Source organism: Dyadobacter sp. 22481 (genome assembly GCF_052044875.1).
In the GTDB taxonomy this organism is placed as follows: Bacteria; Bacteroidota; Bacteroidia; order Cytophagales; family Spirosomataceae; genus Dyadobacter; species Dyadobacter endophyticus.
In genome coordinates this window covers 1,412,574-1,438,668 of sequence record NZ_JBQENV010000002.1, presented here as the reverse complement: position 1 = coordinate 1,438,668, position 26,095 = coordinate 1,412,574, and the positions used below count along the sequence as shown (strand labels likewise).

At 48.8% G+C, this 26,095-nt stretch carries 25 protein-coding genes and 3 tRNA genes; 14 read left to right on the top strand and 14 right to left on the bottom strand.

All coding sequences use genetic code 11. The features are described 5' to 3' along the window. The gene (locus tag ACTJJJ_RS15990) at nucleotides 1–441 is read left to right on the top strand and encodes a hypothetical protein (protein ID WP_440702286.1); all 441 of its coding nucleotides are present in this window, start codon (nucleotides 1–3) and stop codon (nucleotides 439–441) included. Continuing rightward, the gene (locus tag ACTJJJ_RS15985; RefSeq protein ID WP_440702285.1) at nucleotides 441–833 is read left to right on the top strand and encodes a hypothetical protein; all 393 of its coding nucleotides are present in this window, start codon (nucleotides 441–443) and stop codon (nucleotides 831–833) included. Before ACTJJJ_RS15990 ends, ACTJJJ_RS15985 begins: the two co-directional genes overlap by 1 nt. Before the next feature lie 54 nt (nucleotides 834–887). Here ACTJJJ_RS15985 and ACTJJJ_RS15980 read toward each other — a convergent pair whose 3' ends face one another. The 10 genes from ACTJJJ_RS15980 to ACTJJJ_RS15935 form a co-directional block, all read right to left on the bottom strand. Then, the gene (locus ACTJJJ_RS15980) at nucleotides 888–2,096 is read right to left on the bottom strand and encodes a phage integrase SAM-like domain-containing protein (protein WP_440702284.1); all 1,209 of its coding nucleotides are present in this window, start codon (nucleotides 2,094–2,096) and stop codon (nucleotides 888–890) included. Between the two features lie 327 nt (nucleotides 2,097–2,423). Further along, nucleotides 2,424–2,497 (bottom strand) — tRNA-Ala (locus ACTJJJ_RS15975). A 134-nt stretch (nucleotides 2,498–2,631) separates the two neighbouring features. Beyond that, complete coding sequence (locus ACTJJJ_RS15970) at nucleotides 2,632–2,808, bottom strand: hypothetical protein (protein ID WP_176885155.1); 177 nt, start codon at nucleotides 2,806–2,808, stop codon at nucleotides 2,632–2,634. A gap of 73 nt (nucleotides 2,809–2,881) precedes the next feature. Next, nucleotides 2,882–3,406, bottom strand: coding sequence for a 3'-5' exonuclease (locus tag ACTJJJ_RS15965; RefSeq protein WP_188933438.1), 525 nt, complete (start codon nucleotides 3,404–3,406; stop codon nucleotides 2,882–2,884). Between the two features lie 151 nt (nucleotides 3,407–3,557). Further along, entirely contained in the window at nucleotides 3,558–4,580 is a 1,023-nt protein-coding gene (locus ACTJJJ_RS15960) for an energy transducer TonB (protein WP_188933440.1), read from the bottom strand. Nucleotides 4,581–4,618: 38 nt separating this feature from the next. After that, nucleotides 4,619–4,972, bottom strand: coding sequence for a PadR family transcriptional regulator (locus ACTJJJ_RS15955; protein ID WP_188933442.1), 354 nt, complete (start codon nucleotides 4,970–4,972; stop codon nucleotides 4,619–4,621). 95 nt (nucleotides 4,973–5,067) lie between these two features. Continuing rightward, nucleotides 5,068–5,538 (bottom strand): Lrp/AsnC ligand binding domain-containing protein, encoded by a 471-nt coding sequence (locus ACTJJJ_RS15950; protein WP_188933444.1) that lies wholly within the window; start codon nucleotides 5,536–5,538, stop codon nucleotides 5,068–5,070. A gap of 476 nt (nucleotides 5,539–6,014) precedes the next feature. After that, nucleotides 6,015–6,314, bottom strand: a complete 300-nt coding sequence (locus ACTJJJ_RS15945; RefSeq protein ID WP_188933445.1) for a hypothetical protein — start codon at nucleotides 6,312–6,314, stop codon at nucleotides 6,015–6,017. Nucleotides 6,315–6,888: 574 nt separating this feature from the next. Further along, a tRNA-Asp gene (locus ACTJJJ_RS15940) sits at nucleotides 6,889–6,962 on the bottom strand. 98 nt (nucleotides 6,963–7,060) lie between these two features. After that, nucleotides 7,061–7,134 (bottom strand) — tRNA-Asp (locus ACTJJJ_RS15935). A gap of 161 nt (nucleotides 7,135–7,295) precedes the next feature. Between ACTJJJ_RS15935 and ACTJJJ_RS15930 the strand changes: the two genes are divergently transcribed. The 4 genes from ACTJJJ_RS15930 to radC all read left to right on the top strand — a co-directional run bounded on the left by ACTJJJ_RS15930 (nucleotide 7,296) and on the right by radC (nucleotide 11,603). Beyond that, a complete protein-coding gene (locus tag ACTJJJ_RS15930; protein WP_188933451.1) occupies nucleotides 7,296–8,396 on the top strand; it encodes a Nif3-like dinuclear metal center hexameric protein in 1,101 nt (366 codons plus the stop codon). A gap of 97 nt (nucleotides 8,397–8,493) precedes the next feature. Next, nucleotides 8,494–9,240 carry a zinc ribbon domain-containing protein gene (locus ACTJJJ_RS15925; protein WP_188933462.1) on the top strand — a complete coding sequence of 249 codons (747 nt, stop codon included), beginning with the start codon at nucleotides 8,494–8,496 and terminating at the stop codon, nucleotides 9,238–9,240. 50 nt (nucleotides 9,241–9,290) lie between these two features. Continuing rightward, nucleotides 9,291–10,838: a hypothetical protein gene (locus ACTJJJ_RS15920; RefSeq protein ID WP_440702283.1), complete on the top strand. Its 1,548-nt coding sequence runs from the start codon at nucleotides 9,291–9,293 to the stop codon at nucleotides 10,836–10,838. A gap of 60 nt (nucleotides 10,839–10,898) precedes the next feature. After that, on the top strand, nucleotides 10,899–11,603 hold the full coding sequence (radC, locus tag ACTJJJ_RS15915) for a RadC family protein (protein WP_188933464.1): 705 nt from the start codon (nucleotides 10,899–10,901) through the stop codon (nucleotides 11,601–11,603). Here radC and ACTJJJ_RS15910 read toward each other — a convergent pair whose 3' ends face one another. From ACTJJJ_RS15910 to ACTJJJ_RS15895, 4 genes are all read right to left on the bottom strand, one after another. Beyond that, nucleotides 11,604–12,419: a DUF3298 and DUF4163 domain-containing protein gene (locus ACTJJJ_RS15910; protein ID WP_188933467.1), complete on the bottom strand. Its 816-nt coding sequence runs from the start codon at nucleotides 12,417–12,419 to the stop codon at nucleotides 11,604–11,606. A gap of 29 nt (nucleotides 12,420–12,448) precedes the next feature. Beyond that, nucleotides 12,449–13,183, bottom strand: coding sequence for a LytR/AlgR family response regulator transcription factor (locus ACTJJJ_RS15905; protein WP_188933469.1), 735 nt, complete (start codon nucleotides 13,181–13,183; stop codon nucleotides 12,449–12,451). 51 nt (nucleotides 13,184–13,234) lie between these two features. Next, complete coding sequence (locus ACTJJJ_RS15900) at nucleotides 13,235–14,332, bottom strand: sensor histidine kinase (RefSeq protein WP_188933471.1); 1,098 nt, start codon at nucleotides 14,330–14,332, stop codon at nucleotides 13,235–13,237. A gap of 106 nt (nucleotides 14,333–14,438) precedes the next feature. After that, nucleotides 14,439–15,083, bottom strand: a complete 645-nt coding sequence (locus ACTJJJ_RS15895; RefSeq protein WP_188933473.1) for a histidine phosphatase family protein — start codon at nucleotides 15,081–15,083, stop codon at nucleotides 14,439–14,441. 85 nt (nucleotides 15,084–15,168) lie between these two features. Here ACTJJJ_RS15895 and ACTJJJ_RS15890 point away from each other — a divergent pair, with 85 nt between their 5' ends. From ACTJJJ_RS15890 to ACTJJJ_RS15855, 8 genes are all read left to right on the top strand, one after another. Further along, a complete protein-coding gene (locus tag ACTJJJ_RS15890; protein ID WP_188933475.1) occupies nucleotides 15,169–15,594 on the top strand; it encodes a hotdog fold thioesterase in 426 nt (141 codons plus the stop codon). Nucleotides 15,595–15,644: 50 nt separating this feature from the next. Further along, the gene (locus tag ACTJJJ_RS15885) at nucleotides 15,645–16,892 is read left to right on the top strand and encodes a chorismate-binding protein (protein WP_188933477.1); all 1,248 of its coding nucleotides are present in this window, start codon (nucleotides 15,645–15,647) and stop codon (nucleotides 16,890–16,892) included. Between the two features lie 143 nt (nucleotides 16,893–17,035). After that, a complete protein-coding gene (locus ACTJJJ_RS15880; RefSeq protein ID WP_188933479.1) occupies nucleotides 17,036–18,139 on the top strand; it encodes an efflux RND transporter periplasmic adaptor subunit in 1,104 nt (367 codons plus the stop codon). Between the two features lie 52 nt (nucleotides 18,140–18,191). After that, entirely contained in the window at nucleotides 18,192–21,281 is a 3,090-nt protein-coding gene (locus ACTJJJ_RS15875) for an efflux RND transporter permease subunit (RefSeq protein WP_440702282.1), read from the top strand. A 36-nt stretch (nucleotides 21,282–21,317) separates the two neighbouring features. Beyond that, nucleotides 21,318–22,679, top strand: a complete 1,362-nt coding sequence (locus tag ACTJJJ_RS15870) for a TolC family protein (protein ID WP_426293246.1) — start codon at nucleotides 21,318–21,320, stop codon at nucleotides 22,677–22,679. 123 nt (nucleotides 22,680–22,802) lie between these two features. Further along, nucleotides 22,803–23,963, top strand: coding sequence for a glycosyltransferase family 4 protein (locus ACTJJJ_RS15865; RefSeq protein WP_440702281.1), 1,161 nt, complete (start codon nucleotides 22,803–22,805; stop codon nucleotides 23,961–23,963). Further along, the gene (locus ACTJJJ_RS15860) at nucleotides 23,956–24,942 is read left to right on the top strand and encodes an NAD-dependent epimerase/dehydratase family protein (RefSeq protein ID WP_440702280.1); all 987 of its coding nucleotides are present in this window, start codon (nucleotides 23,956–23,958) and stop codon (nucleotides 24,940–24,942) included. The genes ACTJJJ_RS15865 and ACTJJJ_RS15860 overlap by 8 nt, the downstream gene beginning before the upstream one ends. Next, nucleotides 24,929–26,092: a LegC family aminotransferase gene (locus tag ACTJJJ_RS15855; protein WP_440702279.1), complete on the top strand. Its 1,164-nt coding sequence runs from the start codon at nucleotides 24,929–24,931 to the stop codon at nucleotides 26,090–26,092. Before ACTJJJ_RS15860 ends, ACTJJJ_RS15855 begins: the two co-directional genes overlap by 14 nt. Nucleotides 26,093–26,095 lie beyond the last annotated feature (3 nt).

The following is a 26,095-nucleotide window of genomic DNA, read 5'->3' as shown; positions in this document are numbered from 1 at the left end:
TTGACAGCAGACAGTTGGCAAAAAATTGACTTATTTCTCAATATCTGGGGAAATATTTTTACTATATGCTCCGCAGGATTAGCTATGTACCTGTATTGGATCAACCGGGAGAAGATTTCCGAGGCTGTCTCAATATTGCTAAACTATTCCACTTATGCCAGTCTTGTTGACCTTCGACTGATATTAGAAAAACTCGTTGCGCTTCGTTATAGTACAGCGGAAGACAAAGCAGAAATTATTGCAATTTTGAGCGAAATTGACGGACATATAAGTGGTCATAAAGCCCTTAGGTCGAATCAGAGCTTGTTGGAGTTTCAGAAAAAAATTAAAATAGCACAGAGGAAGCCGGAGCAGTTCAGCGAGGCGCGAAAGCGGAGCCTAGCTAATGAATTGAGAGGTATTATTAAAGACGTGCAAGTCGACTTAAACGTGAAGAATTGATGGATCAAATAATTCAGGTAATCAATGCGATGATTGAGAACCAAAGCAAAATCAGTAATGTGGAGCCCTACCACAAATCTTACTTCTTTGTGTATAATGGGAAATATATTTTCTCCATAGTGCCAAAAATGTCGCCGCCAGATGAAGCATTTTGGCTTAACGTTTTTCCTTCGCCAAAATATACCGTTCAGGATATAATGCGGAATTTCGATAAGGAGGATGATGCAGAAAACATCCCACAAGTAACTTACGACTCGGATGATTTTAAGAGTCCCGAGGCAACAGAAACGTTCAGGGAACTTATGCAAGTAGTTAAAAGCAAGCTTTATAACCTAGACGCTGTATTCTCCGATATACTGACGAATGGACGTAGCGCAGATGACGAAGTTTAGTTTGAGACAAGTATTATGAGTGAAAAGAGGGACGTCCATATCCCTCTTTTTTACTTAGGAGGCAAGTGCCGCACTTATCTTGAAAGCAGCAATAACGGCCCGTTCGTCGCTCCGGACGTACCGATCGAGTTCTGAGGCCGAGATCCTCCCCATCATTGTGAGAATCGACTCCCGAGAGAGCCCCAGCTCGTTCAGGCAGTAATCGCAAAATGAGGTGCGTCCATGCTTAACCGACAATTCCGGGTAAATCCTTTGTGCTGGCACTAACTTCATATTTACTTCGGCAGCGCACAATTTAAGCCAGTCATTCATCTTTGCATTAGAAAATGTCGGCACCTTACCCCAGCCACCATATTTGGACACGATCGATTTCACTTCCGGAAACTGATCGATCGGGACTTTCGCCTCGATATCGGTTTTCTGCCGGGGTTTCACGATCCACTGCTTACCGTCAATGCCGGTAATTATGTAGTCAGATGGATTTCTAATGATCTGGATAAGATCCTGATAATGGAACCCGGTACGCGCGTAAAGCACAAACAAGTCGGCTACTTTCTGCGCGGTCGGGTGCGCAAAATGGTGGCTTTTCCACTTTCCCAGCTGGATCGAGTCCAAGTACTCCGGACGCTCGATTCGCTCTTTCCCAATCGTGTAATCGTCGAGCGGATTTTCCGAAATCCATTTTTTCTTTTTGGCAAATTTGGTAACGGCCCCGAATGAACGGGCCGACCGCGTGAAGTAGCTGTCTTTGTAGCCGGAGCCTTTGCACCATGCCCGGTAGCCTTCCATTACGTCGGGCGTGAACTCTTCGACCAATATTTCGCGCAGATTGTTGTCGCCAAGAAACCGGAGCACCAGCTGCCGGTGGTTCCGGAGTGTCTTTTTTGAGCTTTCCGAGACATCCTTCCGCTTTTCGTATCCTTTCATGTACTCATCGAAAGCGAACACGTAAGTAACCGCAGACGGCAGCATGTACGCCCGCTTTATCCGGTCTGCGGTTACTTTCTCGTTCCGGCGCACAAAATCATTGAAAATGCCCCACAATCGCATTTCCAAGCCTTTTAGCTGTTCATTCTTTAAGTTGTTCAACGGATCGCGGCCAGTGATCTTTTGCCCGTGGACATTCCAATCTTTTACACTGATAGTAATCCCGGTAGAGCCGATTTCCGCGCGCCTACCGTTGACGGTAACGCGCAGATAAAGAGTGCAAAGACCGGACTTTTCTTGTTTCGAAGTTGCATGTTTCCAGAATAAAATTTCCATGCGATTAGAGGGAATTGGTGTACTCATGTGGGTAATAAAAATTCATTAAAAAACCCACGAAGCTATGTAACCGCAAAACAGGTAGCCGTCTATCCGAATAGAAATATTTGGCATCACATATAAAAAGTACCTATTTTTTTTATCCACTTCCGTAGTCGAATAATTTCATTTCTTAATCGAAAATGTTCGTGCCACCGCGAGGTTTTTCGTGCCACCGAATTTGCCACCGGAAGAGCTTAGGAGAGCTAAAATCTTGGAGAAGAAAAAGATAGGACACAAAAAAAACCTCCCAAAATGGGAGGTTTCAGATCAGAAGTAGTTAATAAGTGGAGAATATCGGATTCGAACCGACGACCTCTTGCATGCCATGCAAGCGCTCTAGCCAACTGAGCTAATCCCCCGATTTCAATGTTTCGCCGACATTCCCGATGGAATATCTGGCCCCCGATTGAGGAGTGCAAAGATGAAACAGAGAACTTTCAGATGCAAGCACCTGCATGATTTTATATTTCAATTTATATCTTTTCAAAAACCGCTATCGCGAACCGCCCCCAAATGCCTTAGCCAACAGCCAGATTACGATGGCGATAATGCCTACCACGAGAATTACGCCAGTCCAGACGCCGGTTTTGAAGATATCGCCGATGAGTTCGCAGCTAGTGAGCGTAAAAGACAACAGGAGGATAATCAGAAGATTGATGTAAGCTTTCATGGGAAGGAATATTTAGTTAATGATGCTAACCAACATTCAAAAACCATTCCATGAAAGGTTCGGGCCGATTTCGCTATTGATAAAGATTAATCGGAATGAGATTTTGGCGATCGTTCGAGAGTAACATCTCAAAAAGGCGTACAGTTGCTTCCGCGTCACCATGAGCCCGGTGGCGGTTTTCGATCATAATTTCCAGACTCTCGCAAAGATTACCCAAACTGTACGATTTCAGGCCTGGGAAAATCTTCCGGCTCAGCTGCACGGTACAAAGCAAGTCGCGTTGAAAGTACTCATCTATTGCCCCGAATTCTTTTTTGATAAAGCCATAATCGAATTTGGCGTTGTGGGCCACGAACCACGCGTCGCGTGTCATTGCCCGCACAGCGTCCTGCACTTCGTAAAATGTGGGCGCGTCCTTAACCATCTCATTATCAATTCCCGTAAGCCGGGTTATAAATGGCGGAATGTATATCTCCGGGTTGATCAGCGAGTGAAAAAAATCGACAATCTGCACACCATCGTGCCTGAATACAGCAATCTCCGTAATGCGTGCAGCTCCTCCCCCGCCCGTGGTCTCAATATCAACTATCGCATACATTAATTACTCACACTGAAATGGTTACTCACAAATACTATTATCATCCGGCTTACCTGGTAGAAGATTTCAACACCACAAAAAAACAAAAAAATCCCCGCCGAAGCGAGGATTTTCTTCAATAACAGGGAGGCATCTACGCAATGAGCGATGATCAGTCCAGTTGAAATGCAATCGGCAGTGTAAATCTTACCCTTACCGGAACGCCGGCTTGCTTGCCCGGCATCCAGTCTTTCATCATCTTCACCACTCTAACCGCTTCTTCATCGCAACCAAATCCGATACCCTTCAATGCGGTCGCATTCTCTATTTTTCCATCAGAACCTACTGTAAATTGTACAAATACCTTCCCTTGCACGCCCGCTTGCGATGCAGGTCTGGGGTATTTAAGGTTTTTACGCAGGAAAGCCGACATCGCTTCATTTCCTCCCGCATATTGTGGCGACTGTTCTACATGCGTAAAAGTCTCATCTCTCCTCGTTTCGACGCCAGCGACTTCTGCCTTTGGCGCCGGTGCGTTTTCAACCGGAGGGGCAATCACGTCGATATTTTCAGCTCCGTCCACTGTTGCTGTCGACGGCTGCGCATTCTGAAGATCCTCCACCACTGGCGGCAGTTCTTCAATTTCAACCTCGTTATCTGGAAGCACTTCGGGAGTCAGTGCCTTCACCGTTTTCTGCACTGGAGCTGGTTCCTCCTTTGCAGGCGGCACCGGCGGTTCTTCCATTTTAATGTTCACGGGGTTCACCTCCACCAACCAGGCAACATCGTCCGGTTTGGGATCGGGCGTGAGCCTCGCGTACAATTTCGGGAACATCACCAGCAGCAGAAAAAACGCTACACCCATCACGACCGCCCGCTGGACGGTCTGGCCGTAACCTTTTCTCAGATCATACGCGCCGTAAGACTTGTTACGGTTCTCGAAGACGATGTCGTTCAAAGATTTTTCCATGGCTAATAGATTTTGATGATCAACACTCAGATTCAGGAGGGTTTGCGCATCAGCTGTTTTTACCATATCCTGGTAAATCTGCTCGAATGCCTGGCCATCCCAAAGACTTTCCTCCGCTTCACAAGCCAGGTGGTCGAGGATCTCCGGGAGCAATTCCGGATCCAGCTTGTTGGCCTGCAAATACTTGCTTATTTGGTCAATGCGATTTTCCTGAAGGCGTTTCATAGATCGATCTGTTTAAAGATTAGCCATGTACCTGTTATTTATTCTGTTGCCAGTTTTTTGGGGGCTAGCAGTAATCTTACTGCATCTATAAAACGCTCTAAGTCATCGGTTTTAGTGCGCGCGGTTTCATTTCCGCGATGTGTCAGCGAATAATATTTCCGGAGACGCCCGTCCACCTCCACCGACTCGGTCAGCAGCAGCCCGTCCTGTTCCAATTTATGGAGTACAGGATAAAGCGCACCGAATGTCAGGGCAATAGCGCCACCTGTTCTATCCTTAACCTCTTGGGTGATTTCATAACCGTACATGCGGTCGTGCTCTGCCAGCAAATTCAGCACGATGGTTTTTAATGTACCCCGTACATACTCGTTACTCGTTGTGTTATTCTCCATGAGTGAAATTTTTATACAGCAAATATATATAAGTTTTTTATATATACAATACAAATCTACAAATTTCTTTTAATGAGGTCAAGAGAAATCTTCAACTAGCTTTCAGCCAATGGAATAGAGCGGTTGATTCTTTCTTCCAGCGATATGAACGTTTCTGTGCGTTGGATACCGTTTACTTTCTGGATCTTGTCGTGGAGGATTTCGCGAAGGTGCCCTGTGTCTCTGCAAACGATTTTCAGGAAGATACTATAAATTCCCGTAGTATAGTGGATATTCACAACTTCGGGTATCCCCTCCAATTCGGTGGCAACCTGCTCATACAACGAACTTTTATCGAGGTAAATTCCAAGAAAAGCGCTGATATCCCAGCCCAGTTTCGTCGGGTCGATCACGAGCTGGGAGCCCTTTACGATCCCCATGTGTTCCAGCTTTTTCATGCGCACATGCACGGTCCCGCCGGAGACAAACACACGCTTGCCTATTTCCGTGTACGGTAACGCTGCGTTCTCGATCAGCAGGGAAAGGATGCGCAGATCGGTACTGTCAATATCTGAATATTTTTGCATTTTGTGTTAAAAGTTTGAATTCTTCGCAACAATCAATCTCAAATTATGAAAGAATCGTAAATTTTAACAATTTTAAATGAAAATATTTTATAATTCAGAACAGAAGTTTTAGTTTTGCAGAACCAAAATCAGAAAAGTAGTTGGAAACAACGCTTTATTCGATTTGAGATCACATTGTAGGGTGATGAAATTGGCAGCCATGCCCTCCTGTCTCGGGGGTGGTGAATAAGGGATAAACGCGGCATAATGCCGACGCAAGTCGACTGGGGTGGACCACCAACAGTATTTGTACCGTAGCTAACCGCACCGTGGGTGGTTCGAATCCCCCTCCTACAGCAAAAAAAACTTGACAAGCGATTTTTTTCGTATTAGTTTTATTTGGTTTTTAGTTTGTTGATGAAGTGTAATTTGACACGCGGGTTCATTTTGAAACCTGCGTGTTTTTTTATGGCCGTTTCAAGCCCAATAGCAGCATTTCAGTGCCATTTACCACCCACCAGAATTGTCCCGACAATGATCCCAACCAATGCCAGCACAAGCATGATCACGGGAAGTAGCGCAACGAATGTGGCTGGCCTATCCGAGTGGAAGTAATATTTAATAAGAAGACTCGCGATAAGCAATACCGAGAGCACGAGGATCGGATAGAAAACCTGGCGGTAATATTCAGGATAGACATACCGCTGATCAGCGCGGAGCAACAGCCACGCTTTACGAATGAAATACACCAGCCCCGCCGATTCCAGGGTTACTGCTAGCCAAAATATTGTTTTCATGTCTTCCAGGTTAAACCAACCTGAAGTTAACAATCTGGCAGCACAGTCAGAACTCCGATTATCAATCGGTACGAAAAAGCTTTTCAGGCCGCCCCTTGCATGACACCCTACGCGGGCCGAACATGTAAGCTAACCAACTGAACTACCAAGCAAAAGCCCTAAAACGCAAAAAGCCCAGATTTCTCTGAGCTTTTGTGCGGTCTGGCTGGGCCGGCACACCGGCGGGACTCGAACCGCGCAGGCCAAACATGTATGCTAACCAACTGAACTACCAAACAAAAGCCCTAAAATGCAAAAGCCCAGATTTCTCTGAGCTTCTGTGCGGTCTGGCTGGGCCGGCACACCGGCGGGACTCGAACCCTGTGGGCCGAACATGTATGCTAACCAACTGAACTACCAAGCAAAAGCCCCAAAATGCAAAAAGCCCAGATTTCTCTGAGCTTTTGTGCGGTCTGGCTGGGCCGGCACACCGGCGGGACTCGAACCCTGTGGGCCGAACATGTAAGCTAACCAACTGAACTACCAAGCAAAAGCCCTAAAATGCAAAAAGCCCAGATTTCTCTGAGCTTTTGTGCGGTCTGGACGGGACTCGAACCCGCGACCCCATGCGTGACAGGCATGTATTCTAACCAACTGAACTACCAAACCATTAAATAAAGAACTTCAAAAAATCGGCGGTCTGGCTGGGCCGGCATTCCGGCGGGACTTGAACCAGCGCAACTAACCAACAATACTCAAAAAATCGGCGGTCTGGACGGGACTCGAACCCGCGACCCCATGCGTGACAGGCATGTATTCTAACCAACTGAACTACCAAACCGATTCGTTCCACAATCGTCCTTGTAAAACGTGGTGCAAAACTACTATTAATATTTACGATTGCAACACCTTACACAGCAATTTAGTTATTTTATTTGTAAAACAATAACCCTTCAATGAAGAATATTCTGAAAATGAAATAGTTGAACCACCAGAAAATTTATGACCTTCATCAAAGAAATTTTAGTCGAGCTTGAAAAGCTCGCACCGCTGCCCTACCAGGAAGATTATGACAACGCGGGATTACTGGTAGGCTCGCCGGATACTGAAGTGGCTGGCATCCTTTTCACGCTCGACATTACCGAGGAGGTCGTCGACGAGGCCATCCGTAAGCATTGTAACCTTATAGTGGCGCACCATCCTATTATTTTTAAGGGCCTAAAAAAACTCAACGGCAAGAATTATATCGAGCGGACGGTGATGAAGGCGATCAAAAACGATATTGCGCTTTACGCGACGCATACCAACCTCGACCACGTCGTCGGTGGCGTGAACTCGCAGATCGCCAGGCGTCTCGGCCTTCAGAATGTCAGAATACTGGCCCCCAAAAAGCAAATACTGACCAAACTGGCATTTTTCTGCCCTGTCGAAAATACGCAGAACGTCCTGGAAGCACTTTTCGAGGCCGGCGCCGGCGAAATCGGCGAATACCGTAATTGCAGCTTCCGGAGCGAGGGACTAGGTACATTCCTTCCCGGCGAAAATGCAAACCCGGTTACCGGCACACGTGGAAAACTAGAAACGGCGGAAGAACACCGTGTGGAAGTAATACTGCCCTCGCATTTGCAAGCACAGGTGCTGAGCGCACTCAAGCGCGCGCACCCGTACGAGGAAGTAGCTTATTACATGTCTGCGCTGGAAAATGAAAACCAGGACGTCGGCGCCGGGGCGATCGGGGAACTTCCCGAGGCGATGGATACAGCCGGCTTTCTGACCCATTTGAAGGATAAAATGGACGCATCGGTGATCAGATACACAGAACCGACCGACCGCAAGATCCGGCGCGTGGCGGTCTGCGGTGGAGCTGGCAGTTTTTTGCTACGCAATGCCATTTCCGCAGGTGCCGACGCGTACGTGACGGCGGACTACAAGTATCATGAATTTTTCGATGCCGAAGGACGCATTATCATCTGTGACATAGGGCATTACGAAAGTGAAGTATTTACGAAAAATTTATTGCATGAATATATATCAGGAAAATTTAGTAATTTCGCACTCTGTTTGTCAGAAATCAGTACTAATCCGGTGCGGTATTTTTCCTGAAAACCGGTTTTGACAACGAATTCTGCTGATAATCTGTTAATATTAGGGCTGACTACCTCACCATTCAAGCATTGAAACAAGTCCATAAGAGACATACATGGAAAACACAATCGCACAAAAACTAGATGCTCTCCTGAAACTTCAGGAAATCGATTCAAGCCTTGACGAAATACTAAAAACCCGCGGGGACCTTCCCGAAGAAGTAAGGGACCTGGAAGACGAGATTGTAGGATTCGAAACGCGGTTAGGGAAGTTTAAATCAGAAATTGCCAATCTGAATACAGAAATTGACAATTTCAAAAATGCACAAAAAGAAGGGGAAAAACTGATCAAGAAATACAAAGATCAGCAGATGAACGTTCGCAACAACCGCGAATACGATGCCATCACTAAAGAAATAGAATTACAGGAGCTCGACATGCAACTGGCCGACAAGAAAATTAACGAAGCCAGAGCCCGCATCCGCCTCATCGAAGAAGACGCAAACCGTGCGGAATCTATCCTGAATGAAAGAAACGAAGACCTGAAAGCGAAGAAAAACGAACTTTCGGTAATCACCAGCGAAAGCGAATCCGAAGAGAAGGCACTTAGCGCGGAAAGAGAGAAGCACGCAAAGAAAATCGAAGAACGTTTATTAAAATCTTACCAAAAAATCCGCGACAACTCGCTGAACGGTCTGGCCGTTGTGCACGTACAGCGCGGAGCTTGCGGTGGATGTTTCAGCATCGTTCCTCCTCAACGCCAGGCTGATATCCGCGAACGCAAGAAGCTGATCGTTTGTGAGCATTGCGGACGTATCCTCGCCGACGTAGAGAGCGTTCAACCGGTTCACCAGCGCCGCTAGGATCTTAAATATTAAATTGAAAGGTTGTCTTATCCGGACAACCTTTTTTTATGCGCATTACCATGAGCATGAGATTACCCAAAGGCAAATCCAAGGTGTACAGGCTGTTATTTTGTCTGCTTCTATTCGCATACTTCCCGCCTTCATTAGCTGTCGAGGAGCAAAGCGACGTTGTTTTTTCTCCAAAACTGCAAAAGGCCTATTTTGAAATACAAAAATTAAGACTCCCCGCAGCACGCGAACTGATCGACGAGGAAAGGGTGGTTAATGCCGAAAACCCGTTCATAGCTTACCTCGACAGTTACGCAGACCTCCATTATCTGCTCATTGCCGAAGACCGTTCCCGCTATAAAGTTTTCACCCAACAACAGGAAAAACGACTCGACCAGGTCGGGAGACTTTCGGAGAAGTCGCCCTACAAACGACTATTCCAGGCCGACATCCGCCTGCATTCTGCATTTGCCAAGCTCAAATTCGGCAATGAGGTTAGCGGCTCCTGGGAGATTATCAAGGCCTACCGGCTTTTGGAAGATAACCGAAAGAAATTTCCGGCATTTACCCCTACCCTCAAATCACTGGGCCTCCTCCACGTGCTGATTGGCTCAATTCCTGAAAATTATACCTGGATCGCCAAGATTCTGGGGTTGAAAGGGAATATCAAGCAAGGCATCCGCGAACTTCGGGAGGTGGTGAAAGAAGAACCTTTTTTCAAGCAGGAGGCCGAACTGATCGACCTCCTATTGCATGCCTACACCCTCCAACTAAGCCCCGAACAGCAAGCACGCATCCGGCAATGGCCCAAAGAGCAGCCTGATAACCTGCTACTGCATTTCTTCGCCACAACGGTTTTGATGAAAGAGAACCGAAGCGAGGAGGCCTCGTATTTCCTGGCAGAGGCACCGGTCGGCAAGGAATATATGCCCTTTCCATTCCTAAACTACCTGCGTGGGGAAATCGCACTTCAGCGTGGCGATTATGAGGAAGCACTCGCTTTGTATGCGCGGTTTTTGAAACAATATACCGGGTTCAACTACATTAAGGACAGCTACTTCAAAATGTTCCTGTGCCGCTGGCTCACCGGCCGCGACCAGGAGGCTGCGGGATATATTCAAAAGGTAACCCAAACCGGCAGTACCATCGTGGAAGCCGATCAGTTTGCGGAAAGAATTGCGAAGGAATTTGGCGAGGGCAAAATCAGCCCGATGCAAAAAGTGCTGTACAAGGCCCGGTATGCAACTGATGGCGGCTATTTTCAGAAGGCCGGGGAGTTGATGAAGACCGTTTCGGAAAAAAGTTTTGGCACAACTTACGAAAAAGCCGAGTTCAATTATCGTATGGCCCGAATTCTCCAAAAATCTGGTCATATCAACGAATCAATGCCATTTTACGACCGCTCGATCGCGCTTGGGCAGGCCGATGCCGGTGCGGGAGGTTTTGCGGCATCTTCGGCATTGCAAATGGGCTATATTTACCAGAAAAAGGCTGACAATCAGCGCGCTGTATTGTATTTCAAAAAAGCTATGAGTTTCAAAAAGCATGAATACAAGAACAGCATAGACAACAAAGCCCGTGCCGCCCTCACGGAACTGGGACAATAGCGTTTGTTACCAAAACGCACTTTCTGCGTATCAAGGATGCAAGCCTTAATGCGCCGGAATATGCCCAGAAAAAAAAGCGACAATCCGAAGGTGATCATCAACTGGCACGACGATGACAAACCCCGTGAAAAATTTATGAACAAAGGCCGGGCCGCATGCTCGGACTCCGAGCTGATGGCCATTTTAATCCGCTCGGGAACCACGGAAATGACCGCCGTCGACCTGGCGAGGGAGCTGATGGCGTCAGTTGGCAACAATATCAACGAACTCGCCAAGCTGAACGTCAGGGATCTGACCAAAATCAAGGGTATGGGCGAAGCGAAGGCGCTCACTATTCTGGCAGCATTGGAGCTCGGCCGGCGGCGCAGCGACATTGTTTCTAAAAAGAAAAATAAAATTATCGGCTCCAAGCCGGTCTACGAAGCCATGCGTCCCTATCTGATGGACAAAACGCATGAGGAGTTCTGGATTCTGCTGCTCAACCGGGGAAATTACGTGATGCGAGCCATACAGGTGAGCGTAGGAGGCATTTCCGGTACGGCTACGGATATCAAAATGGTATTCAAAATCGCACTGGACCATATGGCCAGCTCCGTTATTCTCGTCCATAACCATCCGTCCGGGCAACTGATACCCAGCCTGGCCGACAAGGTCCTCACCGAACAAATTACAAAGGCAGGCCGATTGCTCGACCTGCCCGTTCAAGATCATATAATCTTTACCAATGACGGCTATTACAGCTTTAAGGATTCCGGCGAGATGTAATCAGAACACCGCTTCTTTCCGGATAATGCCTTTCAGTTCTTCGTAAGGGATTGTAAATTCGATCGGACCACGGGCATAGGCCGCGATTTCATACGGATTGTAGTAGAAAAGGACGCCCTCGGTTGTGAAAACGTAATTTGCGGGAATGAAAAATTTGTGGTTTGCTAAAAAATAACCGGCGTCTTCCAGATCGACTCCGGGTGTCAGTTTTTCAAGTTCGCGAAACTTTGTTTCAACCAGTTTTAGCAAAGCCACGGAGTCGGCCACAAAACTTTTCATTTCGACCTCTTCGCCGGTTTTACCGTCGAATGCGTGGTACGACGTGAAGGTGTTCGGATGCGCACCGCCTGTAAATGCATAGTGGTCCAATTGATAAAAAAGCACTTTCGGCGTCGTCATCACGGTATCTCCGTGCAATTCTATCTCCCAGCAGCCGCGCGAGTCGGGAAAATCCTTTTTAAAATCGTTATAGTTCTTTTCGAAATCCTTAAATGCAGCGCTCGTACTTTTGTTTGCTTCGAGGCGCGCAGCAGCGCTGGCCGGGTCACCATAGGAATTCAGTCGCTGAATCGTCTTCTCATTCAAGATCTCCCGAATTTTCGCCGCTACTGCATTCGAATCGGTAGGTTGCCAAAGGTTGACAATCAGGGAAATGCCTTTGCTTGTAATAGTGTCACAACCGCCAAACTTCTCCTTTTTAACCTCACCCGTCTGATAGCTAATTCCAACGACCGCATTTTCCTTTTTTGGCGACTGGTTACATGCCCAGAACAACAAAGCGCCGAGCGCCAGGGCTGGCATTTGCTTCAAACCCATAGACATTGTTTTTATAGTTCGGGAAGACATTAAAGGCTCATTAGTTCCTTAAACCGGATCGCCTGACGACGGGATATCTCTATTTTATCCCCGCCCTGCAAGGTTACCAGAAGGCCTCCGCTAAACCACGGCTCGATTTTCTCGATCCAGTGCAGGTTGATAATGTGCTTGCGATTGGCGCGGAAATAGGTATTCGGGTCCAGGCGCTCTTCCAGATTGTTCAAAGATTTCAATACCAAAGGCTTCTGGTCGTCGAAATGCAGGCGGACGTAATTGCCCATCGATTCGAACAGCCGGATTTTGCCCAGTTTTACAAACCAGCATTTCTCCCCGTCTTTCACAAATACCTGGTCATTTTCGCCAAGTACTTTCTCCGCACGCTCGCTGGCATGCGCAGGAGATTCCGGCTGCGCCTGGTTTTCTTCGATGCGGTGAATGGTTTCTTTCAGGCGCTCAGTATCGATCGGCTTTAAGAGGTAATCCAATGCGTTGAATTCGAATGCTTTGATCGCATATTCATCGAATGCAGTCGTAAAAATCACCTCCGGGCTTTTCCCTTCGATTGACGAAAGCAGCTCGAAACCATTTTTACCGGGCATCTGAATATCCAGGAAAAGCAATTCGGGCTGTTGTTCCTCGATCAGTTTCAGCGCCTCTTCCGCATTCGCGGCCTCTCCTACTATTTCAATTTTGGTATATGGTTCTAGCAATCTCTTCAACTCGTTGCGTGCTAATCGCTCATCATCTACAATTAAGGTCCTCATGGCGGATGGATCAGTTAGGAATAATAAATAGAAAGTATATTGATTTGGTCATTAGTTTGCTTTTTCAGATCCCTCTCCCACCATCATCACACCTTCGGAAAGCATCGGGATTTTTATTTCCGAACAAACCACATTCTCTTTTTCCTGAAAAATCCGGAATGTTGCTGCCTTACCGTATAAAATCGATAGCCGTTCGGCCGTATTTTTCAAACCAACCCCACCGGATTCACTATTACCGAGGTTACCTGCATTCACTTCCGTGTCGCCCAGGTTACCTGAGTTATGGATAGTGATAACGAGCAACTCATTTGCAATTTCCGATTTTAGCCCGATAAATCCACCTCCCATCTGCTTTGCTACGCCGTGTTTGATACCATTTTCGACGAGCGTCTGCAACATCATCGGCGGTACCTGCCAGTAAATGGCCTGGGGATTCGTGGTAATGCTGTAAGAAAGGCGGTCTTCATAACGCACTTTTTCCAATTCGAGGTAATCTTCCACGGTACGAAGCTCCTCCTGCAAATCGACCGTTTTGCGGCGATCGGCCAACAATGAATTTCTTAATATATTGGATAGCTGCGTAATGCTCAGCTGCGCGCGTTTGGGATCTTCATACACGAGTGCGCGAATGCTGTTCAACGCATTGAATGTAAAATGCGGGTTGAGCTGCGAACGAAGCACTTTGGCCTCCGCCTCGCGCATCGACATTTTCAGCATGATCTTCTCGTAGCTGGCCAGGCGCGTCTGTTCCACATAATGATAAACCGTGTAGGACAAAATCCAAGCCAGCAGGTTTTTGCACCAGTTGGCATAATAACCCCAGAAAACAAGCGGCTGATTGAGCAGATTATGTTCCAGCACTTCGCGGTCCATCGGCTGATTGATCATCGCCATGATCAGTCCGAGCCACAATACCGAACCTATCACACGTAATGCAAGCCTGGGCAACGGCAATGACGACCAGTTCCACCGCCGGATAACGAGGCGATAGACGTGCGTAAGACAAATGCCTAACAATATATTGGCAAGTGCGGTATAGAATTCCCTCAGTTCGAAGCCGTACTCGAGTGCATACGGGATATATTCGAACATGATTAACAATGTCCAGCCAAGAATTTGCAGAGTCCAATAGATGCGTTTTTTGGACATGAACATAGGAACGCTGATAAGGTACTGAAAAGCCACAAATGTATTAATGCCCCCTCAGGAGAGGTACATTAATACACCAATGGAAACGAATCTACACAAACGGCTGCTATATCGTTTGCGGAATTTCGATGGAAAGAAGGTGCGTGATGTCGTTGGACACTTCCAGCTCGAACTGCTGGGTATCGTAAGAATAATTGATCTTGTAGAGGCAAAGATTGCTGTGTTCGTAGTCGTCCATCCGTACCAGCGGCTGGTTGAAAAGCGTCGTCAGCAAGACGCGCATGGCACGACCGTGCATGGCAATGAGGATGTTCCGCTCATGCGGGCGGGAAAGGATCGCGTCGATCACCGGAATCTGACGTTCCCTCACATCCAACGGGCTTTCGCCGCCTTCGGCTGCAAGCTCAACATTACCGGCTTTCCAGGCATTGACCAGCCCGCGGTAATAGTTATTGTCGCCCGTATTGGGTTCGCGGCCTTCACGGTCTCCCCACGATATTTCGTTCAGCCCGGAGTAGCTTTCATGCGGTATGCCGAGCCTGATGAACCCGCGGACGGTTTGATGTGTTCGCTTTAAATCAGAAGTATAAATTTTGTCAAACGGAACATGTTGATAAGCACTAAAAAAAGCTGCGGCCTGAGCTTCTCCCCATTCATTCAGCAAGGAATCAACACCACTTCCCTGAACAACTCCCCTGCGGTTAAAATCAGTTTCACCGTGGCGAATGAGGTAAATCGATTTTCTTTTCAAAATAATAGGATAATTTAAATATAAAATTTACAAAAACCTTGTTTTTACTCCGCAAAGCCAATACAAATTTATACATTTTTTAGATATGTTTAATAAAACCGTTACCGTCGATTCACTACAATCTTTTGGAAAGAACAGCATTGCCCATCACATCGGAATAGAGTTTACGGAAATCGGAAAAGATTATGTGTCAGCGCGGATGCCGGTCGATCAGCGAACGCACCAACCCTTCGGGATTTTACACGGCGGAGCGTCGGTGGTACTGGCCGAAACGCTGGGCAGTATCGCTTCATTTTTGTGTATTCCTGAAAACGAAAACAAACACGCAGTGGGGCTCGAAATCAACGCTAATCACCTCCGGCCTGTCAGGGAAGGTTATGTTTACGGAACTGTGCGGCCGATCCACATTGGCAAGACGACACACATTTGGGACATCAGGATTACCAATGAAGAAAATAAACTCGTTTGTATAAGTAGACTAACGGTCGCTATTGTGAATGCAGACCGCTAACATTATTTTGCAGAAAATTGACCTAACGGGATATTGCCCATTCGTTATAAATGCTATCAGTACAGACCGACACCGGGACCTCGATATTTGAAGGATTACAGATTCAGGAGCTTTGGCACGCATCCAAAATGACGGGTTTCCCCTCTGCATTATGGCGCCTGCCTCACACCAACGAAATAAAACTGCTTATCTCCATCCAGGACGGCATCCGTAAATGCCTCCCCGAACTCGAAAAAATGAGCCCGGGCTTTGTGATGAGCACATTCTATTGGGAAGACGACCAGGAAGTGCTCTTTCTGGAAGGTGATATTATCCTTACATTCTCCGAGGACAACCGGCTCACACAAATTGACAACCGGCTTGGCGAAGAGCATCCCGAAGTCAAAAGACTGGTACAATTGGCTTCCTCGGCAGGCGCAGAAAACCCCGTTAATCCGGCACCTGCAATCCAGCTCCTTCCGTTGAGCGACCGGCCCGATGCCAAATCCCGCTTCGAACGGACAGTAGAACTCGCCGTGGCAGCTATCCGCCAGAATCAGTTTAAGAAAGTGGTGCTCTCGCGGGCGAAAGACCTCCGGTATACCGACGCATTCCAGCCGGCCCAGGCATTTCAAAGGCTTGTAAAGGCCTATCCTCATGCATTTATTTCCCTGGTGAACCTGCCGGAAGAAAATGAAATTTGGCTTGGCGCAAGTCCCGAGCTATTGGTAGAGCAGCTATCTGCCGGCACATTCAAAACAATGTCCCTCGCTGGCACGCAAGCGGCACGCGACGCATCGGGGACACTTATCCCCAAATACGACATCCGCTGGGGCGAGAAAGAAATTGAAGAACAGGCACTTGTAAGCCGGTATATTATTGAATGCTTCAAAAAAATACGCCTGCGCGAATACCTGGAAACAGGACCTAAAACCGTTCTTGCAGGTAACTTGTACCATCTCAGGACCATTTTCGAAGTTGATACGGTAGCGCTCAACTTCCCCGAACTGGCTTCGGTCATGCTCAAACTTCTGCACCCTACATCGGCCATTTGCGGAGTCCCGAAAGCGCCCAGTCTTCAATTTATTAATGATGTGGAAGGCTATAACCGCTCCTATTACAGCGGCTTTCTGGGCCCGGCACAAGTGGGCGGGGATACCAATCTGTTTGTAAACCTCCGTACTGTGCGTTTTAAAGACGGTGTGGCCACGTTTTTCGCCGGTGCCGGAATTACGGAAGACTCTGTACCTGAGCAGGAATGGCTCGAAACCGAGCTGAAATGCGATACCCTGCTGAAAGTGATCGGGAGTACCTTATAAAAAAATTAGCTGGCATTAAACTTTTATAGCCGTAAAAAGTCTAATCCGTTCGAGATTAATATCTAATTTTGAACAAACCTCTGACCAGGACGTATTTAGTCCTGCGAACTCCTAAACCATTTAAGCCAGGTTAACCAAACCCTATGAATGTTATCGCCAGATCTGCCCGTGCAGAAGGACTGCCAAATTTAACCAAACCTCTGTCTTCACTTATCATTGCCGGTTCGCTCTTTATTACGCTTTCGTGCGGAGAAAAAAAGGATACTTTTCAGCAAAAAGGCGGTGGAGGCCCCACTGTCGTAGACGTGATCGTTGCGAAATCCGAGAAGGTCAGTGACAAGGTAGAAGTGAACGGCACTATCGTGGCCAACGAATTCGCAGAATTGCGACCGGAAGTAAGCGGCTTGCTCACATTCCTCGAAGTTCCGGAAGGCAAAACCGTACAAAAAGGAACCGTCATCGCGCGGATCAACAATGCCGACCTCCTGGCCCAGCTCAACCGGTCGAAAATCCAGCTGGACCTCGCCGAAACGACCGAGAAGAGGCTCAAACAGCTGATCGCCGTAAACGGTATCAACCAGGCCGACTACGACCTGGCGTTCAATAATGTCAATACCCTCAAAGCCGACATGGCTTATACCCAGGCGCTGATCGACAAAACGATCATTAAAGCGCCGTTCACGGGCGTGATAGGCTTGCGCAAAGTGAGCGCGGGCTCATACGTAACGCCCCAGAGCGTCATCGCGACCATGCAACAGCTCTCCAATCTGCGCATAGATTTCACTGTTCCCGAAAGCTACCAGCAATATGTAAACAAAGGTGGTACAGTGGAAGTACTGCTCGACCAGGCCTCCGGCAAATACGAAACTGCCCGCATTCTGGCCATTGAGCCGCAAGTGAACCAGACCACCCGGAACCTTACCGTCCGTGCGGTGCTAAGCTCGGGGAATACCAGCCCCGGTTCATTTGCAAAAGTGTATATCACTGCCAGCAACAATAAAAATAGCATACTTATTCCTTCCAACAGCATTATCCCGGAAGCACGCAGCAAGAAAGTCGTGATCGTGAAGGGCGGCAAGGCTGTGTTTACACAAGTAGAGACCGGCGACCGCAGGGAGGATGTAGTGGAAGTGACCAAAGGCCTGAATGTCGGCGATACGGTGGTTGTTTCGGGCGTACTTTTTGCCCGTCCCGATGCTCCTGTGAAAGTGAGAAGTGTTAGAAACCTGAATGTAGCGACTAAGTAACAAATGCCTCCGCGGTACTTGTTGCAATGACCATTCCTTTGAAACCCATGCTATGAATATTTCAGAACTATCCCTGAAACGGCCCGTTCTGGCGGTCGTGATGAACCTGCTCATCATCCTTTTTGGTGTGGTAGGCTACAACTTCCTTTCACTGAGGGACTACCCGGCCATTGACCCGCCGATCGTGAACGTGCGAACGAGCTACACGGGCGCCAATGCCGATATTATCGAGAGCCAGATCACCGAACCGCTTGAAAAAAGTATTAACGGTATCCCGGGTATTAAGAGTATCAGCTCTTCCAGCCAGATCGGTTCCAGCAACATTACGGTGGAATTTAACCTGAAATCCGACCTCGAAGGCGCTGCCAACGACGTGCGCGACAAGGTGAGCCAGGCCGTTCGTAACCTTCCGCAGGATATCGATGCCCCTCCGGTAGTAAGCAAGGCCGACGCCAATTCCGACTTCATTCTCCTCCTGGCAGTGCAAAGCCCCTCGAAAGGTTTGCTTGAACTGAGTGAGTATGCTGAAAACGTACTCCAACAAAGCTTGCAGACGATCGACGGCGTGAGTGCGATCAATATTTTCGGGCAAAAGCGATACGCGATGCGCATCTGGCTGAATCCCGATCAGATGAGCTCCTACAATATCTCATTCAACGACATTACTAGTACACTGGCTGCCGAAAACGTAGAACTACCGGCTGGTAAGATCTATGGCGACAATACAGAATTAACGATCCGGACAATGGGCCGGTTGAAAAGCGAAAAAGAATTCAACGACCTCGTGATCCGTAACGACAGTTCGGGGATCGTAAGGCTTGGCAACGTCGCCAAGGTGGAATTGGGCCCTGAAAACGAAGAACAAAGCTGGAAGTACAACGGCATGTATGCGGTAGGTCTGGCGGTAATACCTCAGCCGGGTGCCAACTACGTGCAGATTTCCGACGAGTTCAACAAACGTCTGGCAGAAATCCAGAAATCCAACAAATCGGACATTACATTCAGCGTGCTGATCGATAATACGCGGCTTGTGCGGCAGTCGATCAAGGAAGTGGAAGAAACGCTGCTCATCGCATTCTCACTGGTGGTGATCGTGATCCTGTTCTTCTTCCGGAACCTGCTCGTGGCCATCCGACCGTTGATCGACATTCCGATATCGCTCGTGGCTACATTCTTCGTGATGTACTTATGCGGGTTTTCAATCAATATCCTGACGCTGCTGGGGATCGTACTCGCGACGGGATTGGTGGTCGATGACGGTATTGTAGTAACTGAAAACATCTTCCGAAAGCTCGAAAGCGGTTTACCGATCCGACAGGCGGCGTTGGAAGGTAGCCGGGAAATTTTCTTTGCGGTTATTTCAACTTCACTAACACTCGCGGTGGTATTCCTCCCCGTGATATTCCTTGAAGGTTTTGTTGGAAGCCTTTTCCGAGAATTCGGGATCGTGGTCGCCTCGGCGGTGTTGATATCCGCATTCGTTTCACTTACGATTACCCCCGTATTGAACGTAGTCTTAAACCGCAAAGACGCAGGCCATGGCTGGTTTTATAACAAAACGGAGCCCTTTTTTACCGGAATGGAAGACGGCTACAACCGGATGCTCCGCGGATTTATGAAAGTGCGCTGGGTGTCTTGGGTACTGGTTGTGGCGTGTGGTGTGCTGATCTGGTTCACCTACTCGCACTTGCAAAGCGAACTAGCCCCAATGGAAGATAGGAACAGCATCCGTTTCAACCTTTCCGCACCCGAGGGGACCAGTTTTGGCCAAATGCAGCAGGTTTCGGACCAGCTTAGCGATTTTCTGAATGATTCTATTCCTGAAAAGGCATTTACCTTCTCGGCTACCCCGGGTTTTGGCGGCGGCGGTGTGAACAGCGGTACCGGCCGTATCGGACTGGTTCCGTCGGATCAGCGCAAAAGGAGCCAGAACGAGATTGCCCAGGATATTAATAAAAAACTGTCGAGATTTAACGATGCACGGATATTCGCGACACAGGAGCAGACGATTTCCGTAGGTATCGGTTCGAGAGGATCACTTCCGGTTCAATTTGTATTACAAAACCTTGATTTCGATAAACTGAGTGAGGTTCTTCCGAAGTTCCTCGACGAAGCACGCCAGGACCCGACTTTCCAGAATGTCGACGTCAACCTGAAATTCAATAAACCCGAAGTGCGGCTTACGATCGACCGTCTCAAAGCGCGCGACCTGGGCTTGTCCACCACCGATGTCGCTGCGACCATCCAGGCTGCATTCAGTGGCCGCCGCCTGGCCTATTTTATCATGAATGGCCAGCAATATCAGGTAATCGGTCAGGTTGAGCGCGCGGAGCGTAACAAACCTGCGGATATTGACAAATTGTATGTGCGCAACAATCGCGGTGAGAGCATTCCGCTCACGGCCGTGGTGCATATGGAAGAGGAAAGCGGCCCGCCGACTATTTACCACTATAATCGCTACAAAAGTGCCACGATCTCCGCATCGCTCGTAGAAGGTAAAACCATCGGTGACGGCGTGGAAGCCATGCGCAGAATCGGCGCGAAACTGCTCGACGAGTCCTTCCAGACATCGCTCACCGGCCCTTCCCGCGATTTTGAAGAAAGTTCTTCCAATACCAGCTTCGCATTTGGGTTGGCACTTTTGCTCGTGTACCTGGTACTTGCGGGCCAGTTCGAGAGCTTCACCGATCCGTTCATCATCATGATCACCGTGCCATTGGCATTGGCTGGTGCCTTGCTAAGCCTTTATTTGTTTGGTTTAACCATCAATATCTTCTCCCAAATCGGGATGATCATGCTCATCGGGCTTGTGACGAAGAATGGTATCCTCATTGTGGAATTTGCCAACCAGAAACGGGAGCAGGGAATGGGCAGAATGGCCGCGGCAGTTGAATCGGCTACGCAGCGTCTGCGCCCCATTCTCATGACAAGCCTCGCAACGGCATTCGGCGCATTGCCGATCGCATTGAGCCTGGGGGCGGCGGCGACCAGCCGGGTACCGCTGGGCGTTGTGATCGTGGGCGGTCTGATGTTCTCGCTGATCCTGACATTGTTTGTGATCCCGGCGATTTACACATTCATTTCACCCAAAAAACACAAGGTTACGGAAGAGCAGAAAATGGCAGAGGAGCTTGTGGCTTAAAGGATATTTTTAATAAAATCAACTATTGTTTGTTACATGGGCTCGCTCACCTTTCTTAAGAAATACAAATACACATTCCTAATTGTTCTGCTGTGTTCCGGGACCTGCTGGGCCGGCCAACCGGGAGCCGGCCTTCCGGGGGCCGCAGAGCCCGCCGATACACTCGCGCTGACGCTTGAACAAGCCGTGGCTACCGCGCTCAAAAACAGCTACGAAATCGAGATTGCCAAAAACAATGTAGATGCGAACACCATCCTGAACAACTATGGCGTAGCAGGTGGCCTGCCAACCGTCAACCTGAACGCTACCAATACGGAACAGATCACCCAGGTAAATCAGAAACTAAACACCGGTGTAGAAATCAACCGTAATGCTGCTGCCGGTAACAATACCCAGGCGAACCTTTCGGTAGGGATGCTCCTTTATAATGGCAAACGGGTGGTGGCAACCAAAAAGCGCCTCGCTGAACTGCAGTACCAGAGTTCCGAGGTTCTCAACTCGCAAATCCAGAACACGATCGCCCTCGTGATGACAAGCTATTATGATGTCGTGCGCCAGTTGAGCTATATTAATACGATCCGCACATCCATTATCGCATCCGAGAAACGCCTCGAAATCCTGCGCGTGCGCAAGGAAGCAGGTATGGCCAATAACGCGGATATTTTTCAGGCGGAAATCGATTTGAACACGCTCAACCAGACCCTACTGAACCAGCAAATGGTGGCACAGGTGTCCAAAACAGAACTGCTTCGCACCCTCACGCTCGATCCGAAATCGGCATTGACCATCAAGGATACCATTACGGTGGACAACAATATGCAACTAGCCTCCGTAATGGACCGGCTGGCTTCCAATGCGGATATCAAAGCGGCGGATCGCCAGATCAGAATCAACGAACTGATTGTAAAGGAAACGGCTGCGCTCCGTTACCCTACGGTTCGTTTCAATGCGGCTTATAATTTCAGCCGCAACCAAACCGCTGCTGGCCTCACATTGCTCAACCGCGTGGCGGGTCCGCAGGCGGGCCTCTCGCTAGCTGTCCCGATTTACAACGGCTCGGCATTTAAACGCCAGAAACAGGCCGCTGAAATCGATACAAAAACGGCTGAATTGCAGAAAAGCACGCTACTTCGCGATTACAGCGCCAGCGCGGTTAAAATGTACCAGACCTACCAAAGCTCCATTGAACAACTCGAAAACCAAAAGAAGAACTACGCGCTAAGCAAGCAGCTTCTCGACCTGACCTTGCAGCGTTTTGAACTGATCCAGGCGACGATCATCGACGTACGCGAAGCTCAGCGCAGCTTCGAAGAAGCAGGTTACCGGCTGATCAACCTCAACTATGCTGCCAAAGCTGCTGAGATTGAATTGAAAAGACTTAGCAATACGCTTCAATAAAGCCACTTTCACGTCGCCGGAATAAATTTTTTTCCGGCGACGTGCATTGATTTCCTCACCAGTCCTGTCCAAAGTGTAAAGGCCCGAAAGAGCCTGGCTTTGGCTGACTGAAATCAGAAATCAATGAAGGTACTGGCTATCCATAATATCCTCTGGTCGCACTACAAGGCCAAAATTTTCACCGAACTTCACCAGCGTTTACGCAAAGAAGGAAACGACTTCTTTGTGCTGCAACTGGCATTCAGCGAACTGAGCCGGCTTGGCCTCAAAACCGATCTGAGCATTCATACCTACCCCTACGAAGTCCTGTTTCCCGACAAGGCCATCGAACATATCGGGCATGTCGAAAAAACGCAGAAGTTACTCGCCGCACTCCGGCATCACCGACCCGACATTGTTTACCTCAATGGCTATTACGACCCTTCATACTGGTTTGTATTGGCCTATTGTAAAATCAAAAAAATAAGAGTGGTGCTGGATTTCGAGAGTAGCGAAATCAGCAGACGGCGGGTCTGGTGGAAAGAGGAAATGAAAAAAGCATTTCTGAGCCAATGCAACGCGCTGGTATGCCTGGGGCAGAAAGCAGCCGAATATGCGCTGAAACTGGACGTGAAGCGTGAGCGTATTCTGAGTACCAAGAATGTGGGTGTCGACAACGATGCATTGCTCGAAATCTATACGCGCGAGCTCCTGTTGCGCGAGCACCGGAAAGCGGAAACGGGCCTGCCACGCTACAACTTTTTATATGCGGGCCGGTTCGTGGAACGGAAAAACCTCGACATGTTCATCAGGGCATTTCATGAGGCGAAAAGCTTCTCGGCACGCGGAACCGAATGGGGGCTCATCCTGAGCGGCGAAGGGAACCAAAAACCCCGGCTACAAGAGTTGATCGATTCGCTGGGCTGCGAATCCGTGCATTGGATGGAGCCCTGCGAATGGTATGAAGTACCGATCCGCTACACACTCGCCGACATAGCGGTGCTGCCAAGTACTTTCGAGCCCTTCGGCTTTCTGACCAACGAGGCGATGGTTTACTCGATGCCCGTCCTGGTGTCGGAGCGGTGTGGCAGTGCCGCCGACCTTGTGATCGACGGGCTGAACGGCTTCCGGTTCGATCCTTCGAATCAGCCGGATTTTACCAGTAAGCTGCTATGGTTCATGGATCATCCCGAAAAATTCAGGCAAATGGGCAGCAACGGGAAAGTGCTCATCGACCAATGGTCGCCGGACATCATCACAGAAGAGCTCATTCAATCATTTCACAAAGTAGCAGCACATGGTTAGCAAACAAAACAAAACGGTCCTGGTGACGGGCGGAGCAGGTTATATCGGCTCCGAGCTGGTCCGCATCCTCTTGCAGGACGAGTTTCGCGTGGTCGTATTCGATAACCTTTCTTTCGGCGGCGAATCGCTGCTGAGCTTTTGGGGTAACCCGGCGTTCAGTTTCCTCAAAGGCGACCTTCGGAATGACGAGGATATCAAAGCGGCGTTAAAAGGCGTAGACTACGTATGCCACCTGGCCGCTATCGTCGGTGAACCGCCCTGCAAGAAATATCCTGAATTAGCCCTGCAAGTGAACTGGCACGCGTCCGTACGCCTGTATGAGCTTTGCGAAGACGCCGGAATCGAGCGGTTCGTGTTCGCTTCCACTTGCAGCAATTATGGCAAAATGGCCGTGGCCGATTCGCTGCTGGACGAAACAGCGGAGCTGAACCCGATTTCGTTATATTCCGAGACCAAGGTGAATTTTGAAAAATATCTGCTTAGCCGGGAAAACAACACTATTACACGCACTATTCTCCGCTTTTCCACAGTTTACGGAATATCGCCCAGGCCTCGTTTTGACCTTACCGTGAATGAATTCACCCGCGATGCCGCATTGGGAAAACCCTTACTAATTTACGGCGAAAACTTCTGGCGCCCCTATTGCCATGTGAGTGACCTGGCCCGCTCGGTAAGAATCGCGCTCACTGCCGATAAAGACAAGGTCGACGGGGAAGCATTCAATGTGGGCGATACCTCACAGAATTATACCAAGAAGATGCTGGCCGCTGAGATCAGGAAAGCAATTCCCTCATTGGAAGTGAATTACCATCCGGTAGTTACCGATCCACGCGATTATAAGGTGAATTGTGATAAAATCAAAAACGTGCTCGGCTTTACCATTTCTAAAACCGTCCCGAACGGTATCCGTGAAATTGCTTCCCTGTTCCACGAACAGGTGATCAGTGAACCGATGAATGCAAGATATGGAAACGTATAAACCCTCCTCTATCCCACTCTGCGAGCCAAATCTCAATGGGCGCGAAAAGCAATACATGGCCGAGGCCATCGATTCCAACTGGCTTTCCGGCGGAAGTTTCCTGCGCCGGTTCGAACAGCAGCTGGCCGATTACTCGGACGCGGCACATGTAATAGGCGTGAGCAACGGCACCAGCGCGTTGCACGTAGCGCTCACGCTCGCAGGTGTGGAAAAAGGGGATCTCGTACTGGTCCCCGATCTGACGTTTGTGGCGACGGCAAATGCGGTCAAGTACCTCGGCGCCAGTCCCGTAATGGTCGACATCGATGCCAGTACCTGGCTGATGAACCTGGATTTGTTACTGGATTTCCTCGAAAACCAGACCTACCAGAACAGCGGCGGGTGCTTCCACCGTGACAGCCACCGGCGGATCAAAGCAGTGGTACCGGTTCATTTACTGGGAAATATCTGCGAAATGGAAAGGCTTAATGCAATCGCCGGGCGGTTTGCACTGGCTGTGGTCGAAGATGCCGCATGCTCGCTGGGGTCGTTCCGGAATGGGCGGCATTCGGGGACGTCCGGTTTACTGGGAACAGTGAGTTTTAACAGCAATAAAATTATCACTACTGCCGGAGGCGGCGCTATCCTGACCAACGACGACGCCCTGGCAAAACGTGCGCGGCACCTCATTACCCAAGCCAAAAGCCACCCCACCGAATACATCCACGACGAATTGGGCTATAACTTCCGGCTCGTAAACCCACTCGCGGCGATGGGATGTGCGCAAATGGAACAGCTGCCCGGTTTTGTGCAAAAGAAAAAAGAAATAGCTGCTCATTATCGGCAGGAATTCGACGATTACGAGGTAATGTTCCAGCAACTGACTCCCGGAACAGACTCCAATCACTGGCATTCTGCCATGCTTGTCAATGAAAACCGCAGTCTGATCGCTGCTTTGGCGGCAGAAAATATCGAAACCAGGCCGCTATGGACGCCCATTCATGAGTTGCCGGTATTCCAACAGGATTTGTATATCAGCCGCGAAAACATAGCCGCGGATGTGTCCCGGCGGGGGATCATGCTGCCTTGCTCGACGTCGATCTCCGACGAACAGCTGCAAAGGGTTTGTCAAACCATCGGAAGATTTCTGAGTGTGAGTATTAAAATCTAAATA

Coding starts and splice junctions, on each gene's coding strand:
- ACTJJJ_RS15855 (WP_440702279.1), top strand. CDS start 24,929: ATGGAAACGTATAAACCCTCCTCTATCCCACTCTGCGAGCCAAATCTC.
- ACTJJJ_RS15985 (WP_440702285.1), top strand. CDS start 441: ATGGATCAAATAATTCAGGTAATCAATGCGATGATTGAGAACCAAAGC.
- ACTJJJ_RS15910 (WP_188933467.1), bottom strand. CDS start 12,419: ATGGGTTTGAAGCAAATGCCAGCCCTGGCGCTCGGCGCTTTGTTGTTC.
- ACTJJJ_RS15965 (WP_188933438.1), bottom strand. CDS start 3,406: ATGTATGCGATAGTTGATATTGAGACCACGGGCGGGGGAGGAGCTGCA.
- ACTJJJ_RS15900 (WP_188933471.1), bottom strand. CDS start 14,332: ATGTCCAAAAAACGCATCTATTGGACTCTGCAAATTCTTGGCTGGACA.
- ACTJJJ_RS15870 (WP_426293246.1), top strand. CDS start 21,318: ATGGGCTCGCTCACCTTTCTTAAGAAATACAAATACACATTCCTAATT.
- ACTJJJ_RS15925 (WP_188933462.1), top strand. CDS start 8,494: ATGGAAAACACAATCGCACAAAAACTAGATGCTCTCCTGAAACTTCAG.
- radC (WP_188933464.1), top strand. CDS start 10,899: ATGCCCAGAAAAAAAAGCGACAATCCGAAGGTGATCATCAACTGGCAC.
- ACTJJJ_RS15875 (WP_440702282.1), top strand. CDS start 18,192: ATGAATATTTCAGAACTATCCCTGAAACGGCCCGTTCTGGCGGTCGTG.
- ACTJJJ_RS15950 (WP_188933444.1), bottom strand. CDS start 5,538: ATGCAAAAATATTCAGATATTGACAGTACCGATCTGCGCATCCTTTCC.
- ACTJJJ_RS15945 (WP_188933445.1), bottom strand. CDS start 6,314: ATGAAAACAATATTTTGGCTAGCAGTAACCCTGGAATCGGCGGGGCTG.
- ACTJJJ_RS15890 (WP_188933475.1), top strand. CDS start 15,169: ATGTTTAATAAAACCGTTACCGTCGATTCACTACAATCTTTTGGAAAG.
- ACTJJJ_RS15865 (WP_440702281.1), top strand. CDS start 22,803: ATGAAGGTACTGGCTATCCATAATATCCTCTGGTCGCACTACAAGGCC.
- ACTJJJ_RS15960 (WP_188933440.1), bottom strand. CDS start 4,580: ATGAAACGCCTTCAGGAAAATCGCATTGACCAAATAAGCAAGTATTTG.
- ACTJJJ_RS15930 (WP_188933451.1), top strand. CDS start 7,296: ATGACCTTCATCAAAGAAATTTTAGTCGAGCTTGAAAAGCTCGCACCG.
- ACTJJJ_RS15920 (WP_440702283.1), top strand. CDS start 9,291: ATGCGCATTACCATGAGCATGAGATTACCCAAAGGCAAATCCAAGGTG.
- ACTJJJ_RS15955 (WP_188933442.1), bottom strand. CDS start 4,972: ATGGAGAATAACACAACGAGTAACGAGTATGTACGGGGTACATTAAAA.
- ACTJJJ_RS15885 (WP_188933477.1), top strand. CDS start 15,645: ATGCTATCAGTACAGACCGACACCGGGACCTCGATATTTGAAGGATTA.
- ACTJJJ_RS15905 (WP_188933469.1), bottom strand. CDS start 13,183: ATGAGGACCTTAATTGTAGATGATGAGCGATTAGCACGCAACGAGTTG.
- ACTJJJ_RS15970 (WP_176885155.1), bottom strand. CDS start 2,808: ATGAAAGCTTACATCAATCTTCTGATTATCCTCCTGTTGTCTTTTACG.
- ACTJJJ_RS15880 (WP_188933479.1), top strand. CDS start 17,036: ATGAATGTTATCGCCAGATCTGCCCGTGCAGAAGGACTGCCAAATTTA.
- ACTJJJ_RS15860 (WP_440702280.1), top strand. CDS start 23,956: ATGGTTAGCAAACAAAACAAAACGGTCCTGGTGACGGGCGGAGCAGGT.
- ACTJJJ_RS15980 (WP_440702284.1), bottom strand. CDS start 2,096: ATGGAAATTTTATTCTGGAAACATGCAACTTCGAAACAAGAAAAGTCC.